A 16,264-nucleotide genomic window follows, 5' to 3' on the forward strand; every position below is an offset into this window, starting at 1 on the left:
ACATCGGGGGCGAAGGTGCGGGCGGTGGCCCGCGACAACAGCCGTCCAGTCTACGTGTGCGGGGAGGAGTCCTTCGACCGCTCCGCCGGACCGCGCCGCACCGACCCCGGTGCCGCCCAGTCCGCCCGCTTGCGGGCGCGCCGCTTGGCCGCCTCGGAGGACTGCAGCTGGTACGGCACCGAGGTCACCATCACGCCCGGCGTGAACAGCAGCCGGCCCTTGAGCCGCAGCGCGCTCTGGTTGTGCAGCAGGTGCTCGTACCAGTGGCCGACCACATACTCGGGGATGATCACGGACACCACGTCCCGCGGGGACTCCTTGCGCAGGTTCTTGACGTACTCGATGACCGGCCGTGTGACCTCGCGGTACGGGGAGTCCAGCACCTTGAGGGGCACCTCGATGCCGCGCCGTTCCCATTCCGCGTGCAGGGCCCGGGTCTCCGCGGCGTCGACGTTGACGCTGAGGGCCTCGAGGCTGTCGGAGCGCATCAGCTTGGCGTAGGCGAGGGCACGCAGTGCGGGGCGGTGGATCTTGGAGATCAGGACGACCGAGTGGACGCGGGAGGGGCGCACCATGTCGTCGCCGGGGACCTCGGGGGCGGCGATCTCCTCGGAGACGCGGTCGTAGTGCCGGCGGATGGCCGTCATCAGCACGTAGAAGAAGCACATGCCGAGCATCGCGACCCAGGCGCCGTGGGTGAACTTGGTGACGAGTACGACGACCAGGACCAGGCCGGTGAAGAAGGCGCCGAAGGCGTTGATGGCCCGGGAGCGGGTCATGTGGCGGCGTGCGGCCTGCTGCTTCTCCGTGGCCAGCAGGCGGTTCCAGTGCCGGACCATGCCGATCTGGCTGAGGGTGAAGGACACGAAGACGCCGACGATGTAGAGCTGGATCAGGCGCGTGGTGCTGGCTCCGTAGGCCCATACCAGCACGATGGCGGCGCCGGCGAGCAGCACGATGCCGTTGGAGAAGGCGAGCCGGTCGCCGCGGGTGTGCAGCTGGCGCGGGAGGTAGCGGTCCTGGGCGAGTATCGAGCCGAGCAGAGGGAAACCGTTGTAGGCGGTGTTGGCGGCGAGGAACAGTACCAGTGCGGTGGCGGCGGCCAGGACGAGGAAGAGCGGGCTGCCCTCGCCGAACACAGCCTCGGCGACCTGCGAGATCACCGGGTGCTGTACGTAGTCCGGGCCGAGCGGTACGCCGTCGTGGAACAGGTCCGTGGCCGGGTTCTCGGCCATGCGGACGTCGGTCGCGCCGGCCAGGGCGATGATGCCGCAGAACATGGTGACGGCGAGCAGGCCCATCATCGCGAGGGTGGTCGCCGCGTTCCTGGACTTGGGCTTGCGGAAGGCCGGTACGCCGTTGGAGATCGCCTCGACGCCGGTGAGCGCGGCGCAGCCGGAGGAGAAGGCGCGCAGCAGGAGGAAGACCAGGGCGAAGCCCGCCAGACCCGAGTGTTCGGGGTTGATCTCGTAGTCCGCCGTGGGTGCCCGCATGTCGTCGCCGAGTACCACCGAGCGGAAGGTACCCCACGCGATCATGGTGAAGACGCCGGCGACGAACACGTAGGTCGGGATCGCGAAGAGGGTGCCCGACTCCCGTACGCCCCGCAGGTTCATCAGCGTCAGCAGCACGATCGCCGCGATCGCGCAGGCCACCTTGTGCTCGACGACGAACGGGACCGCCGAGCCCAGGTTCTCGATGCCGGCGGAGATCGACACGGCCACGGTGAGGACGTAGTCGACGAGCAGGGCGCTCGCGACGGTCACACCCGCCCGGGGACCGAGGTTGGTCGTCGTCACCTCGTAGTCGCCGCCGCCGCTGGGGTAGGCGTGGACGTTCTGCCGGTAGGAGGCGACCACGGTGAACAGCAGGACGACGACCGCGGCCGCGATCCAGGGGCTGAAGTGGTACGCCGACAGACCCGCGACGGAGAGGACGAGCAGGACCTCACCGGGCGCGTACGCCACGGAGGACAGCGGGTCGGATGCGAAGACGGGGAGTGCGACGCGCTTGGGCAGAAGCGTTTCGCCCAGTCGGTCGCTGCGCAACGCGCGCCCGATGAGAATGCGTTTGGGCACGTCGGTCAGTTTGGACACAACAGGGGATCGTAGGCGTTCGAACAGGGGCAACCCACCCGCCACCCAGATCCATACGGCTTCCGTACGGCACTCGTGCCACCGCCGTGGTGCGGGCGTACGGCCTCTGCTCTCCGGGTGAAATCTCGGGGTGGTGGCGCTGCGGGTTCTGTGGCACGCACCGGTTCCATGCCTATATGACTGGGCCCCTGTCCGTCACGGCCGGGCCGCCCCTGTCCGTCGTCCGGGGCGGCCGGTCCGGACGGGCGGCCGTGCCCCGTCCGTCGCCGCTCCGTGGAGGTTCCCATGCACGCGACCGCAGAACTGATCGGCGCCCTCGCCACGCTGCTCGGCCTCGGGATCCTGACCCTGGCGAGCGTGCGCAGCATCACCCGCCGCTGACCGCCTCCCGATGCGGATACGTTGGTCACGGGTACCCGGACGCGGCGGTCGGCCCCCGGAGGATACCGGGGTCGCGCCGTCCCGGCATGATGTTGCCCGACGGCCCGCACTCAGGCCGCCACGGGTTGCCCGGCGAGCCGAAAGAGAGACATGAGCACGATGGTCATGAAGGTCGACGGGCCTGCAGGAAGCACGGTGTGACGCGATGCATATTGTGATCATGGGGTGCGGGCGGGTGGGTTCCGCCCTGGCCCAGACCCTGGAGGAGCAGGGGCACACGGTCGCCGTCATCGACCGGGACCCCACCTCCTTCCGCCGGCTGGGCTCCTCGTTCAGCGGCCGCCGGGTCACCGGGATCGGCTTCGACCAGGACACCCTGCGCGAGGCGGGTATCGAGGACGCGGGCGCCTTCGCCGCCGTCTCCAGCGGGGACAACTCCAACATCATCGCCGCGCGGGTGGCCCGCGAGATGTTCGGCATCGAGCACGTCGCCGCCCGCATCTACGACCCCCGCCGCGCGGAGGTCTACCAGCGCCTGGGCATCCCCACGGTGGCGACGGTCCGCTGGACGGCCGACCAGATGCTGCGCAGGCTGCTCCCCTCGGGCGCCGAGCCGCTGTGGCGCGATCCGACCGGCGGTGTGCAGCTCGCCGAGGTGCACACCTCGCAGGCCTGGGTGGGGCACCGGATCAGCAGACTGCAGGACCAGACCGGCGTCCGCGTGGCCTTCCTCACCCGGCTCGGCGAGGCGATCCTTTCCAGCTCCCGGACGGTGTTGCAGGAGGGGGACCTGGTGCACGTGATGATGCGCACGGACGAGATCGACCGGGTCGAGGCGGCGTTCGCCAAGGGCCCCGAAGAGGAGGGCGGTCAGTGATGAGGGTCGCCATTGCCGGAGCCGGCGCGGTGGGTCGCTCGATCGCGGGCGAACTGCTGGAGAACGGGCACGAGGTCCTGCTCATCGACAAGGCGCCGACCGCCATCTCGGTCGAGCGCGTTCCGCGGGCCGAGTGGCTGCTCGCCGACGCCTGCGAGATCACCTCCCTGGACGAGGCGGCGCTCCAGCGCTGCAACGTCGTCATCGCCGCGACCGGCGACGACAAGGTCAACCTGGTCGTCTCCCTGCTGGCCAAGACGGAGTACGGCGTTCCGCGCGTCGTGTCCCGGGTGAACAACCCCAAGAACGAGTGGCTGTTCAACGAGTCCTGGGGCGTGGACGTGGCTGTCTCCACCCCGCGCCTGATGTCGGCCCTGGTCGAGGAGGCAGTCAGCGTCGGCGACCTGGTCCGGCTGCTGCGCTTCAGCCACGGGGACGCCAACCTGGTCGAGCTGACCCTGCCCGAGGAGTCGGCGCTGGCCGGCACCCAGGTCGGCGACGTCCAGTGGCCACAGGACACCTCGCTGGTCACGATCATCCGGGGGACGCGCGTCCTCACCCCGACCCGGGAGGACTCCCTGGAGGCGGGCGACGAGCTGCTCTTCGTGGCCGCCCAGGCCCGCGAAGAGCAGCTGGAGGACCTCCTGTCGGTACGCAGGACCGACACCGTGCGCTGACACCGCTCCGGTGGCGGTGAGTACGTGAGTGGGGGCGCCCGGAGATCTCCGGGCGCCCCCACTCACGTACTCACGTGCCGAACGAGGTGACTCAGGGCCGACGGTGGCGACCCGTCGTCGTCGCCTCGCCGTCCTCCGCGTGCTGCGCCTTCTCCTGCTCTCGCGCGGCCTTGCGCTCCTCCTCGGCGCGCTCCTCCGCCTCCATCTCCGCGAACACGTCGATCGGCGGCGGCGCCTTCGCCAGGAACACCCACGTCAGGTACACCGCGAGCAGGAACGGCGGGATCTTCAACGCGATCAGGACCCAGCCCAGCTGTGTCGTGTCCGCCCACCAGTACAGCGGGAACAGGATCGCGCTCTTGCCGAGCAGGATCAGGCCCCAGGCCCAACTGGCCTTGGTATAAGCCTTCTTGCGACCCGGGTTGCGGGTGCGCCAGGAGAGGTTCTCCCTGAAGATCGGGCCCAGCATCAGGCCGATCAGCGGGACACCGGCCAGCGCGGTGATGATGTACGCCAGGGCCAGGCCCGTGGTGTAGAGCATGCCCGGCAGGTAGAAGTCCTTGGCGTTGCCGGTCATCATCGCGAAGACCACGCCGAAGCCGACACCGAAGACGCCGCTGAAGGCGTGCTTGACGGTGTCCTTCCTCGCCAGCCGGACCACGACCATCGCCAGCGACACGGCGAGCGCCGCGATCGCCGCCATGTGCAGGTTCTTGTTGATCGTGTAGATGCTGACGAACAGGAGACCGGGCAGCACCGTCTCGACCATGCCCCGCACCCCGCCGAACGCCTCGAACAGGGCGGCCTCGGTCACCGCCCTGGCGTCGTCCGCGGATGTGTCTTCGGTTGTCGGCTTGTCGAGCGACGTCACCGGCTACTCCCGTCCGAGGGGTCTCAGTTCGTATTTCGGATTGAACAGCACCCGGCGGCCTCTGCTCAGGGAGATCCTGCCCGATGCGATCAGTCTGCGCCCCGGTTCTATCCCGACGATGGAGCGCCGGCCGAGCCACACCACATCCAGCGCGGCGGAGCCGTCGAACAGTTCGGCCTCCAGAGCCGGGACTCCCGCGCGCGGTCGCAGCGTGACCGTGCGCAAGGTACCAGTAACCGTCACTATCTGCCGATCCTGGCAGTCACCTATCCGTGTACAGCCGGCGGTCTCGGCGTCCTCACGCAGCTCCTCGGACTCCAGGTCCTCCTGCGACAAGGAGAGCCGGTCGAGCATGCGCCGGAACCGGCCCGCCGGTTTCTCCGAGCGAGGAACAGCACTCATACGTGAAGCGTACCGGGGTGCCCCGAGGGTTACGTACCCGCTGCCTGCCCGGCCCGAACCGGCCGCTCCCGGCCACATGCACCCACCTCACGCGCGGCAGGCACCGCACGCGGCGCGCACCGCGTGCGGTCACTCACCGCTCGAAGCGGTAGCCCATGCCCGGCTCGGTGATGAAGTGCTTCGGGTGGGCCGGGTCGGCCTCCAGCTTGCGGCGCAGCTGCGCCATGTACACGCGCAGGTAGTTCGTCTCCGTCCCGTACGACGGCCCCCAGACCTCCCGGAGCAGCTGCTTCTGTGCCACGAGCCGGCCGCCGTTGCGTACGAGCACCTCCAGCAGATGCCATTCGGTGGGGGTCAGCCGTACGTCCTTGCCGTCACGGTGCACCTTCTTCACGGCCAGGTCGACGGTGAATCCGTCGGTCTCCACCACCAGGTCGCCCTCGTCCTCGTTCTCGCCGGAGGGCTCGGCACGGCGCACGGCGGCCCGCAGCCTGGCCAGCAGTTCGTCCATGCCGAAGGGCTTGGTGACGTAGTCGTCGGCTCCCGCGTCAAGCGCCTGGACCTTCTCGTCGGAGGCGTGCCGGGCGGACAGCACCAGGATCGGCACCCGGGTCCAGCCGCGCAGTCCCCGGATCACCTCGACGCCGTCCATGTCGGGCAGGCCCAGGTCCAGGACGACCACGTCGGGGTGGCGGGCGGCGGCCAGGCGGAGGGCTTCGGCTCCGTCGTGGGCGGAGTCGACCTCGTACGAGCGGGCCTTGAGGTTGATCACGAGGGCGCGCACGATCGCCGGTTCGTCGTCGACCACCAGCACACGGGTCATGAGGGGTGCCTTTCCGGTTCTGCGGGGCCCGCGGGCTCCGATTCTGCTGGGCGAACGGGCTCCGGGCCTTCGAGACTCACGGGCGCCGTGGGTGTCGCCATCGGGGCCCTCGTCGCGGCCGTCGCTTCCGCCGCCGTCGCTTCCGTCACGGCCGTCGCTTCCGTCGCTTCCGTCGCTTCCGTCGCCGACGTTGCCGCCGCGCGGAGGGTCAGTGTCATGGTGAGGCCGCCGCCCGGGGTGTCGTCGGCGTTCAGGGAGCCGCCCATGGCCTCGGTGAAGCCGCGCGCCACCGCCAGACCGAGGCCCACCCCGGCCCCGCGCGGGGCGTCGCCGTAGCGCTGGAAAGGCTCGAATATGCGGTCCTTCGCGTCGTCGGGGACGCCGGGGCCACGGTCGACCACCCGCACCTCGACCCGGTCGGCGAGCGCACTGGCGGCCACCAGGACGGGGGTACCGGCGGGAGCGTACTTGACGGCGTTCTCGATCAGGTTGGCCATCGCCCGCTCCAGCAGCCCGGGGTCGACGGCGACCATGGGAAGGGTCTCCGGGACGTCCAGGGTGACGCTGCCCTCGGGCACCCCGCCGAGCGCCATGGGCGCCACCTCGTCCAGGTCGACCTCGCGGATCAGCGGGGTGACCGTGCCGGTGTGCAGACGGGACATGTCGAGCAGGTTGCCCACCAGGTGGTCCAGGCGGTCGGCGCCGCCCTCGATGCCCTCGAGCAGCTCGGCCCGGTCCTCGGGCGACCAGTCGACGTCCTCGGAGCGCAGCGAGGAGACCGCCGCCTTGATCCCGGCCAGCGGGGTGCGCAGGTCGTGGCTGACGGCGGCCAGCAGGGCGGTGCGGATGCGGTTGCCCTCGGCGAGGGTGCGCGCCCGGTCGGCCTCGGCGCGCAGCCGGCGGCGGTCCAGGGCGACGGCGGCCTGGGCGGCGAAGGCGCCCAGCACCCGGCGGTCCTCGGCGGGCAGGACCCGGCCGGTCAGCGCGAGTGCCATGTGGTCCCCCACCGGAACGTCCACGTCGGCGTCGTCGGGCCGTTCGAGGGCCGGCCCGGTGCCGGCCCGTCCGGCGCAGGTCCACGGCTCGACGTCGCCCGCGCGTTCCAGCAACGCCGCCGACTCCATACCGAACGTCTCGCGGACCCGTTCCAGCAGCTCCTCCAGGCCGGTCTCGCCGCGCAGCACATTGCCGGCGAGGAACGACAGGATCTCCGACTCGGCGCGCAGCCGGGCCGCCTGGTGCGTGCGGCGGGCGGCGAGGTCGACGACGGACGCCACCGCCGCGCCGACGGCGACGAAGATCACGATGGCGATGATGTTCTTCGGGTCGGAGACCGACCAGCGGTGCAGGGGCGGCGTGTAGAAGTAGTTCAGCAGCAGCGAGCCGAACGCCGCCGAGGCCAGGGCCGGCCGCAGCCCGCCGAGCAGCGCCGCGGCCACGGTCAGCGACAGGAACAGCAGCATGTCGTTGGCCAGGCCCGGGTCGAAGGCGCTGAGCAGCACGGCCAGCACCGCGGGACCCGCCACTCCGACCGCCCAGCCCCACGCCACCCGCGACCGGCCGAGCCGGGCGCCCCGGGCCACCGGCAGTCCGCGTCCCTTGGCGATCGCCTCGTGGGTCACGATGTGCACGTCCAGGTCGGGACCGGAGTCCCGGGCGACGGTCGCGCCGACGCCGGGGCCGAAGACGTACTGCCACGCCTTGCGGCGCGAGGAGCCCAGCACGATCTGGGTGGCGTTCGCCGCACGCGCGAAGGCGAGCAGGGCGGCCGGGATGTCGTCCCCGACCACGTGGTGGAAGGTGCCGCCCAGACTTTCCACCAGGGTCCGCTGCTCGGCCAGTTCGCCGGGCGAGGCGGCGGTGAGACCGTCCCCGCGGGCGATGTAGACCGCGAGCACCTCGCCCCCCGCGCCCTTCTCGGCCAGCCGCGCGGCACGGCGGATCAGGGTGCGGCCCTCGGGACCGCCGGTCAGACCGACCACGATCCGTTCGCGTGACCCCCAGATCGCCGAGACGTCGTGCTCGCTGCGGTACCACTGGAGGTACTCGTCGACCCGGTCGGCCACCCACAGCAGCGCGAGTTCCCTGAGCGCGGTGAGGTTGCCGGGACGGAAGTAGTTCGACAGGGCCGCGTCGACCTTGTCCGGCTGGTAGACGTTGCCGTGCGCCATCCGGCGGCGTAGCGCCTCGGGCGTCATGTCGACCAGCTCCGTCTGGTCGGCCCGCCGCACCACCTCGTCCGGTACGGTCTCCTGCTGCCGGACGCCGATGATCGACTCCACGACGTCGCCGAGGGACTCCAGGTGCTGGATGTTGAGGGTCGACAGCACGTCGATCCCGGCGGCCAGCAGTTCCTCCACGTCCTGCCAGCGCTTCGCGTTGCGCGAGCCGGGCACGTTGGTGTGGGCGAGTTCGTCGACGAGGACCACTTGGGGGCGGCGGGCGAGGACCGCGTCGAGGTCCATCTCGGGAAGGACGGCGCCGCGGTGCTCCAGCTCCCGGCGCGGTATCCGTTCCAGGCCCTCCAGCAGTGCCATGGTCCGCGGCCGGTCGTAGTGCTCGACGAACCCGACCACGCAGTCGGTGCCCCGCTCGACACGGCGCTGCGCCTCGGACAGCATCGCGTACGTCTTGCCGACGCCCGGTGCCGCGCCGAGGTGGATCCGAAGTCTGCCGCGTCCCATGCCCTCATTGTCTTCCGGTTCCGGACAGCGCGGTCGCCGGTCACCGGTTCACCGCTGTCTGCGCGGAGTCGACCCTACGTTCGCCCGAGGCGGCCTAAGGCATCGGCCCGGATGCGGGACGCGTCCTTGACGGAACCCTGACGGGCGGCTGCGGGCGGGCCGTCGGGGTTCCGTCGGGGAGCCTGCCGACGACGGCGGGGCCGCGCCCGGTGAGGATGCTGTCGGTCAACAGCGTTCCACCGGGTGCGGCTCCGCCGTCGTGGCTGCGAAGCGCTACGCGATCAGCGGACCTCGGTGATCTCCGGCCCGCGCGCCAGCTGTCCCATGCCGCCCGCGAAGCGGGAGCCCTCGGAGGCCTCCTCCTGCTGCACGCCCTCGGGGACCATCTGCGCGTCGTCGGGCAGCTTCAGGACGATCGGGTCGCGCGGCGCCATCGGGCCGTCCCCGCGCACCACGACCGTGTCCCGGAAGATCTGCTCCAGCAGCCCGGCGGCCTGCGGCTGCACCGCGCCCTGACCCGAGATCACCCCGCGCAGGAACCAGCGCGGGCCGTCCACGCCGACGAACCGGACGACCTGGAAACCGCCTGTACCGTCCGGCAGCTGCACCGGCACCTGGGCCCGCAGCTCCCAGCCCAGCGGGCCCTCCACCTCGTCGATGATGCCGCCCTGCTGGGTGATACCGGACGCGATCTCCTCGCGGACCTCGCCCCAGATACCCTCACGCTTGGGGGCCGCGAAACCCTGCAACTGGATGGCACTGTCGCGCAGCACGACGGTGGCCGCGACGATCGCGTCACCGGCGACCTCCACCCGCAGCTCCATGCCGTCCACTCCGGGCACGAACAGACCGCCCAGGTCGACCCTGCCCTCGCCGGGCTCTCTCACCTCGGAGCCGTCCCACGGCCCGTCGGGCCGCGGCGCCGGCTCGAGCCTCAGCCGCTCGGCCTCGCCGGCCGCCTCCGTGTCGACACCGTCGACGACCTGCTCGGCCTCGCCGGCCGCGTCCTCGGCGGCATCCCTCTTCTTGCGACGTCCGAACACGTCATTGTCCTTCCCGGTCGGATACGACCGAAGCGTATCGATTCCCACCCGCTGTGCCGCCGACGGCGGCCTGAACGCTTGTGCCGCTCTTACCTTCCACCGCGACATGGCCGCCGGTGGATCCGAAGCCCCCCTCGGCCCGTACCGAGCGGGGCAGCTCCGCGACCGGCACGAAACGGACCCGCTCGACCTGCTGGACGACCAGTTGGGCGATCCGGTCGAAACGCTCGAACCGCACGGCCTCGCGCGGGTCGAGATTCACCACGATCACCTTGATCTCCCCACGGTACCCGGCATCAACCGTCCCCGGGGCATTCACCAGGGCGACGCCGCAGCGCGCGGCCAGTCCGGATCGCGGGTGCACGAAGGCCGCGTACCCCTCCGGCAGGGCCACAGACACTCCGGTGGGCAGGACGGCCCGTTCCCCGGGGGCCAGCTCGCACGCCTCGGTGGTCCGCAGATCGGCGCCCGCGTCACCGGGGTGCTCGTACGCCGGGAGCGGCACGTCCGGGTCGACGCGCCGGATCAGCACCTCGAGCCGGCCGTCGGAGCGCGCGTCGCCGCGGGGCACGGTCACGGGTTCACCTCGAAGGCGCGGGCGCGACGGACCTGGTCGGGGTCGTCCATGGCTGCCCGGATCTCCTCCGGGCGACCGTGGTCGACGAAGTGGTCGACCTTGACCTCGATGAACAGCGCGTCGGCGCGGATGGCGACCGGGCCGTCGGGACCGCCGATGCGTCCGGTGGCGGTGGAGTAGATCTTCCGTCCGGCCACCGCGGTCACCTCCGCCTCCAGGTGGAGGGTGGCGTCGACCGGCACGGGCAGGACGTAGTCGGTCTCGAGCCTGCCGGTCACGGCGATCGTACGCAGCAGCCAGTTCAACGCGCCGAGCGTCTCGTCGAGGGCGGTGGCGAGCACTCCGCCGTGCGCGAGGCCGGGGGCGCCCTGGTGGGCGGGGCGCACGGTGAACAGGGCGGTGACCGACACGCCTTCGCCGGCTCGCGCCTCGATGTGCAGCCCGTGTGGCTGCTCGCCGCCGCAGCCGAAGCACTGGTCGTAGTGCGCGCCGAGCAGCTCACCGGGCGCGGGAGCATCCGGGTGGCGCACCGGTGTCACGGCGTCGGCGGGGGGCTGAAGACTTGAGGAAGTACCACTCACAGGCGCAGACCTTACCCGCCCTCCCGCCACCCACCACCGCCCTTCCCGGCAGCACTTGGGGCCTCTCGTTCGGATCATGCCGGGCTCGCGGAGTCCGGCACACCCCAGCTGGACGGATGCCGCCCGTCACCTCCGACTTGATCCGCCGGACAGGCCTTGGCGCCGGCCGCCCTGACCGCGGCCCTGTCCCGGCGCCGTGCCAAGCTTGGATCCATGCAGCTCTCCGCCCTCCCCTACGAAGAACGCCTGACGGCTCCCCGCTCCTGGTGGCTGATCTCCTTGCTCGCGGGTGTCTCGATGGCACTGATCGTGCTGCCGTTCGGCATTCTGCCGATGCTCGGCGGCCTGGCCGGCGGCACCGCGGCGGCCGCGGTCGCGGCCAGCGCGTACGGCTCGGTGCGGATCCGGGTCGTGGGCGGCCTGCTGATCGCCGGCGAGGCGAAGATCCCGGTGGCGGCGCTGGGCACGATGGAGGTCCTGGACGCCGAGGAGGCTCGCGCCTGGCGCACCCACCGGGCCGATCCGCGCTGCTTCATGCTGCTGCGGGCCTATGTGCCGGGGGCGCTGCGGGTGGAGATCACCGACCCGGAGGACCCGACGCCGTACGCCTTCCTGTCGACGCGCGAGCCGGAACGGCTGGCGGAGGCCCTGCGGGCGGCGAAGGCCGCCGCGTAGCACGGCGGGGAACACCCGGGCGAACTGTCGCCCGTCGGGTGGGATCAGGGCGCCCGACGACGTCCGTCGCCCACTGCCCCGTCGTTCCCGCTGGGCCGTACCCGGATCAGCCTCTCCGGGGGCCGTCGCTCCCGTCCGGGTGGCCGTCACCGCCGCCGAGTGCCTTGCGGAGGGCGCGGCCGGTGAGCTTGTCCATCTCCAGGGCGTCGGCCGGGGCCTCGATGGCGGGAAGGGCGGGCAGCTCCTCCCAGGGCACCTGGATCTTGCGGAGGTCGGTCTGGATGCGGGTGGCGAGCTTCCTGGTGTCCCGGCGGTTCATGACCGCGCCGACGGCGGCTCCCACCAGGAACGGCATCAGGTTCGGCAGGTTGCGGACGGTGCGTTTCATGATCTGCTGGCGCAGTTCGCGCTTCATGCGGCTGTTCAGCGCCGCACTCACGGTCGAGGGCCTGGTCGCCTCGATCCCGCGCTCCCGCGACCAGGAGTCCAGGTACACGGTGCTGCGCGGCCCGAGGCTGCCGGCCGGGCGTACGCCGTAGACCTCGTGGAGTTCGGCGATCAGCTTGAGCTCGATCGCCGCGACGCCGGTGATCTCGGCGGCCAGCTCCGTCGGCATCGCGGGCGGTACGGGCATCATCGCCGCCGCGCCGACACCGGCCCCGACGGACGCCGTGGCCCTGGAGGCGCCCGCCACGAGCTTCTCCGCGAGGTCCTCGGGACCGAGCCCCGGGAACTGCCTGCGCAGCGTCTCCAGGTCCCGTACGGGCACCCGCGGGGCGAGTTCGATGATCCGGTCCGCGAGGTACGCCAGCCCCGCACGCGCGCGGGCGCCGCCCTTCTGGGCGCCTTCCCTGGCCTTGTCCCGGAACGCCGCGGCACGTCTGCGGGCCACCGGGGCGGGGGCGGTGACCTCCACGGGTATGGGGAGGTCACCCCGGTCGGCTGCGGGTCCGAGCGAGGCCGCCCCGGTATCGGTCGAGCCGGTATCGGTTGAGCCTCGCTCGTGGTCGCGTGCGTCGCGCCGGGGGCCGTCCTGCGGCCCCGAGTCCGCTCCCCTCGTGAGGAAGCGGCGCTTCCGAGGAGGGGTCGAGCCAGTCACGGCCGACCCGCCCTCAGTCGCAGTCGCGGCAGATCGGCTGGCCGTTCTTCTCCCGGGCCAGCTGGCTGCGGTGGTGCACCAGGAAGCAGCTCATGCAGGTGAACTCGTCCTGCTGCTTGGGCAGGACCCGGACGGCCAGCTCTTCGTTCGACAGGTCCGCTCCGGGCAGCTCGAGGCCTTCCGCGGCCTCGAACTCGTCGACATCCACGGCCGAGGCCGACTTGTCGTTGCGGCGAGCCTTCAGCTCTTCAAGACTGTCCGAGTCGACGTCGTCGTCGGTCTTGCGTGGAGTGTCGTAATCGGTTGCCATGGTCGCTCTCCCCCTCTGGGTGTATGCGGTCTCTTCAGCGCACGTAACGCGCGAGAGGCCGGACTTGTGCCCGACCCGAGGCGGAGATTTTGCCTCACATCAAGGTCTGTTACTCAATCGACACCCAACCGAACCCCTCACGAGTGGTCGGCTTGGATGGCGATGGGGACCGTACACGGTCCGAACGCGGCACTTCAAAGCCGCCTCACCGTGTACTTCCCGTAATCGATGCCCCTGAAAACCGGGATATACCCGGCCTTCCGGGGACTTCACGATCACGGAGTGTCGACGGACCGAACATCGCCCCTGTGATCGATCCCACACGGGAGCGCCGGAGGGGCTCTCCGGAGATTCCGCCCAAAGCGAACACCCCGTCGTGTCGGCGACATAATGTCAGATCGGCAGGGTGACCCGCATCACGAGCCCGCCGCCCTCGCGCGGCTGGGCATAGATGTGCCCTCCGTGCGCCCGCGCCACCGACCGGACGATGGAGAGTCCCAGGCCGACCCCCTTGTCGCTGCCCGTCCGCTCGGTGCGCAGCCGCCGGAAGGGCTCGAACAGATTGTCGACCTCGTACGCCGGTACCACCGGGCCCGTATTGGACACCACCAGGACCGCCTGCCCGTGCTCGACGTCGGTGGTGACCTCCACCCACCCCCGCTCGGCCACGTTGTAGCGCACGGCGTTCTGGACCAGGTTCAGGGCGATCCGCTCCAGCAGGACGCCGTTGCCCCGGACGACCGCGGGCTTCTGCACTCCGTGGATCTCCACACCCTTGGCCTGCGCCTCGGCGTGCACCTGGTCGATGGCCTGGGAGGCCACCTCGGCGAGATCCACCGGCTTGCGCTCGACGATCTGGTTGTCGCTGCGGGCGAGCAGCAGCAGGCCCTCCACGAGCTGCTCGCTGCGCTCGTTGGTGGCCAGCAGCGTCTTGCCGAGCTGCTGGAGCTCGACCGGCGCGTTCGGGTCCGAGAGGTGCACCTCGAGCAGCGTGCGATTGATCGCCAGCGGGGTGCGCAGCTCGTGCGAGGCGTTGCCCACGAAGCGCTGCTGGGCGGTGAAGGCCCGCTGCAGCCGCTCCAGCATGTCGTCGAAGGTGTCGGCCAGCTCCTTGAGCTCGTCGTCCGGGCCGTCCAGCTCGATCCGGCGGGACAGGTCGGAGCCCGCCACCGCGCGCGCGGTGCGGGTGATCCGGCCCAGCGGCGACAGGACGCGGCCGGCCATGGCGTACCCGAAGGCGAAGGCGATGACCGCGAGGCCGAGCAGGGCGAGGAGCGAGCGGCTGAGCAGGTTGTCCAGGGCGTGCTGGCGCTGCACGTTCACACAGTCGTTCAGCGCGGCGTTCAGCTCGTCGGCGGGCAGCTGGGCGCTGCGCAGCCGGCAGATGTCGCTGGACACCTGCCCGGACAGGATCCGGAAGGGCAGGTCGCTGCCCACGTTCAGCGCGTTCGCGGCGAGCAGGTAGATGATCGACAGCAGCAGGATCCCGGCGATCAGGAACATGCCGCCGTAGAGCAGGGTGAGCCGTATCCGGATGGTCGGGCGCAGCCAGGGGAAGGGCGGTACGGGCCTGCGGGGGTCCCAGGTGGGCTTCGGGGGAGCCGGCGGGGACGGCGGGGTGGGGGTGGGCGTGGTGGCCACGGGATCAGATCCGGTAGCCCGAGCCGGGCACGGTCACGATGACCGGCGGCTCGCCCAGTTTGCGGCGCAGGGTCATGACGGTCACCCGCACCACGTTGGTGAACGGGTCGGTGTTCTCGTCCCAGGCCTTCTCGAGGAGCTGCTCGGCCGAGACGACGGCGCCCTCACTGCGCATGAGCACTTCCAGGACGGCGAACTCCTTGGGCGCGAGCTGGACCTCCTTGCCGTCGCGGAAGACCTCGCGGCGGTTGGGGTCGAGCTTGATCCCGGCGCGCTCCAGGACCGGCGGCAGCGGCACGCTGGTACGCCGTCCCAGGGCGCGCACGCGCGCGATGAGCTCGCTGAACGCGAAGGGCTTGGGCAGATAGTCGTCGGCGCCGATCTCCAGGCCCTCGACGCGGTCGCTGACGTCGCCGGAGGCGGTGAGCATCAGCACGCGTGTGGGCAGGCCGAGTTCGACGATCCTGCGGCACACGTCGTCGCCGTGCACGAGGGGGAGGTCACGGTCGAGGACGACCACGTCGTAGTCGTTGACGCCGATGCGCTCGAGGGCGGCCGCACCGTCGTACACGACGTCGACGGCCATGGCCTCCCGGCGCAGCCCGGTGGCCACCGCATCGGCGAGCAGTTGCTCGTCCTCGACGACGAGTACGCGCACGTCGCTTGTCCTTCCTACGTCCTGCCGGGCAGCGCTCCGGAGCGCACGCGCGCAGGGTCCTGGTGAGTGTGTTGCCTCCATCCTGCCCTTTTCGGCCGTAAGTCGGCGGTAAGCCGGGGGAACGGGCGTGCGTCGGGAGGGGCGGGGCCGGACAGCGGGCCACGGCGGCCGGCCACGGACCGGGGAGCGGGCGGTGGCGGGCCGGCGCGGGCGGTGGCGGGCCGGCGCGGGTGGTGGCGGGCCGGCGCGGGGCCGGGGGAACGGGCGGTGGCGCGGGGGCGGGAGACCGGGGAACGTCCCGGAGAACGGAAGGGGAATACGAGATTTTCTCGTCCGGTGAGGTTTCCGCGGGAGGGAGCTTGGGGAGGACGGGTTTTACATCCCGCGATCACACTCTGCTTGCACCGCACCACCATGCGGTGCGCTTCGGTCCGTTTTCCGCGAGAGCGGACCCGGATGTCCGAAGCCGTAGCCCCCCGGCCGAGCGGCGCCGGTCATCCACCGGAGACGTGATCGTCCCTTTCGAACCGGCACACCCCCGTGCCATCGACCCACGACCCAGGACGAGGGGGCGCAGCATGGACGCTTTCACCGCAGGACTTCTGCAGCGCATAAGGACGACCGAGTCCGATCTGTCCCGGGCCCGCGACGAGGGAGACGAATTCCTCGTCGAGGTGGAGCAGGGCGAACTCGACGACCTGCGCCGGCTCGCCGCCGAGCACGGTGTGGAGGTCGGCGCGGCCCGCGTCTGATCAGCCCGATGCAATGAGCCCGACAGGAGCGGGCCCCGGCGAATCCAGCGCCGGGGCCCGCTTCGTGTTCCCGGGTCCGCTCTCCCAGCCGTCGGGCCGAGCGGTCCGACGGGCCCG

General features: G+C 71.3%; 16 protein-coding genes. 4 read left to right on the top strand and 12 right to left on the bottom strand.

Annotated elements, in window-relative coordinates; genetic code table 11:
• Window positions 1–50 precede the first annotated feature (50 nt).
• Entirely contained in the window at window positions 51–2,096 is a 2,046-nt protein-coding gene (locus ACFPZI_RS20220) for an APC family permease (protein ID WP_381364820.1), read from the bottom strand.
• 586 nt (window positions 2,097–2,682) lie between these two features.
• Here ACFPZI_RS20220 and ACFPZI_RS20225 point away from each other — a divergent pair.
• Together ACFPZI_RS20225 and ACFPZI_RS20230 are read left to right on the top strand one after the other, a co-directional pair.
• Window positions 2,683–3,354 carry a potassium channel family protein gene (locus tag ACFPZI_RS20225; protein ID WP_381364822.1) on the top strand — a complete coding sequence of 224 codons (672 nt, stop codon included), beginning with the start codon at window positions 2,683–2,685 and terminating at the stop codon, window positions 3,352–3,354.
• On the top strand, window positions 3,354–4,031 hold the full coding sequence (locus ACFPZI_RS20230) for a potassium channel family protein (protein WP_381364824.1): 678 nt from the start codon (window positions 3,354–3,356) through the stop codon (window positions 4,029–4,031). Before ACFPZI_RS20225 ends, ACFPZI_RS20230 begins: the two co-directional genes overlap by 1 nt.
• A gap of 91 nt (window positions 4,032–4,122) precedes the next feature.
• Here ACFPZI_RS20230 and ACFPZI_RS20235 read toward each other — a convergent pair whose 3' ends face one another.
• The 7 genes from ACFPZI_RS20235 to ACFPZI_RS20265 all read right to left on the bottom strand — a co-directional run bounded on the left by ACFPZI_RS20235 (window position 4,123) and on the right by ACFPZI_RS20265 (window position 11,012).
• Window positions 4,123–4,902, bottom strand: a complete 780-nt coding sequence (locus tag ACFPZI_RS20235; RefSeq protein ID WP_381364826.1) for a DUF3159 domain-containing protein — start codon at window positions 4,900–4,902, stop codon at window positions 4,123–4,125.
• Between the two features lie 3 nt (window positions 4,903–4,905).
• Complete coding sequence (locus ACFPZI_RS20240) at window positions 4,906–5,304, bottom strand: OB-fold nucleic acid binding domain-containing protein (protein WP_381364828.1); 399 nt, start codon at window positions 5,302–5,304, stop codon at window positions 4,906–4,908.
• 133 nt (window positions 5,305–5,437) lie between these two features.
• Window positions 5,438–6,127: a response regulator gene (locus ACFPZI_RS20245; protein ID WP_381364830.1), complete on the bottom strand. Its 690-nt coding sequence runs from the start codon at window positions 6,125–6,127 to the stop codon at window positions 5,438–5,440.
• A complete protein-coding gene (locus ACFPZI_RS20250) occupies window positions 6,124–8,811 on the bottom strand; it encodes a sensor histidine kinase (RefSeq protein ID WP_381364831.1) in 2,688 nt (895 codons plus the stop codon). Before ACFPZI_RS20250 ends, ACFPZI_RS20245 begins: the two co-directional genes overlap by 4 nt.
• Window positions 8,812–9,092: 281 nt before the next feature.
• Window positions 9,093–9,854 (bottom strand): DUF3710 domain-containing protein, encoded by a 762-nt coding sequence (locus ACFPZI_RS20255; protein WP_381364833.1) that lies wholly within the window; start codon window positions 9,852–9,854, stop codon window positions 9,093–9,095.
• Between the two features lies 1 nt (window position 9,855).
• A complete protein-coding gene (gene dut, locus ACFPZI_RS20260) occupies window positions 9,856–10,431 on the bottom strand; it encodes a dUTP diphosphatase (protein WP_381364835.1) in 576 nt (191 codons plus the stop codon).
• Window positions 10,428–11,012 (bottom strand): PaaI family thioesterase, encoded by a 585-nt coding sequence (locus ACFPZI_RS20265; RefSeq protein ID WP_381364837.1) that lies wholly within the window; start codon window positions 11,010–11,012, stop codon window positions 10,428–10,430. Before ACFPZI_RS20265 ends, dut begins: the two co-directional genes overlap by 4 nt.
• A gap of 213 nt (window positions 11,013–11,225) precedes the next feature.
• Between ACFPZI_RS20265 and ACFPZI_RS20270 the strand changes: the two genes are divergently transcribed.
• Window positions 11,226–11,687 carry a DUF3093 domain-containing protein gene (locus ACFPZI_RS20270; protein ID WP_381364839.1) on the top strand — a complete coding sequence of 154 codons (462 nt, stop codon included), beginning with the start codon at window positions 11,226–11,228 and terminating at the stop codon, window positions 11,685–11,687.
• 106 nt (window positions 11,688–11,793) lie between these two features.
• Here ACFPZI_RS20270 and ACFPZI_RS20275 read toward each other — a convergent pair whose 3' ends face one another.
• From ACFPZI_RS20275 to ACFPZI_RS20290, 4 genes are all read right to left on the bottom strand, one after another.
• Complete coding sequence (locus ACFPZI_RS20275) at window positions 11,794–12,786, bottom strand: hypothetical protein (RefSeq protein ID WP_381364840.1); 993 nt, start codon at window positions 12,784–12,786, stop codon at window positions 11,794–11,796.
• A 13-nt stretch (window positions 12,787–12,799) separates the two neighbouring features.
• Entirely contained in the window at window positions 12,800–13,096 is a 297-nt protein-coding gene (locus ACFPZI_RS20280) for a DUF4193 domain-containing protein (protein WP_003993510.1), read from the bottom strand.
• Window positions 13,097–13,489: 393 nt separating this feature from the next.
• Window positions 13,490–14,737 carry a sensor histidine kinase gene (locus ACFPZI_RS20285; RefSeq protein WP_381364842.1) on the bottom strand — a complete coding sequence of 416 codons (1,248 nt, stop codon included), beginning with the start codon at window positions 14,735–14,737 and terminating at the stop codon, window positions 13,490–13,492.
• A gap of 4 nt (window positions 14,738–14,741) precedes the next feature.
• Window positions 14,742–15,395 (bottom strand): response regulator transcription factor, encoded by a 654-nt coding sequence (locus tag ACFPZI_RS20290; protein WP_319064346.1) that lies wholly within the window; start codon window positions 15,393–15,395, stop codon window positions 14,742–14,744.
• A gap of 578 nt (window positions 15,396–15,973) precedes the next feature.
• Between ACFPZI_RS20290 and ACFPZI_RS20295 the strand changes: the two genes are divergently transcribed.
• The gene (locus ACFPZI_RS20295) at window positions 15,974–16,147 is read left to right on the top strand and encodes a hypothetical protein (protein ID WP_381364845.1); all 174 of its coding nucleotides are present in this window, start codon (window positions 15,974–15,976) and stop codon (window positions 16,145–16,147) included.
• Window positions 16,148–16,264: the final 117 nt, after the last annotated feature.

Origin of the sequence: Streptomyces chlorus (assembly GCF_042655885.1) — a bacterium.
GTDB lineage: Bacteria > Actinomycetota > Actinomycetes > Streptomycetales > Streptomycetaceae > Streptomyces > Streptomyces chlorus.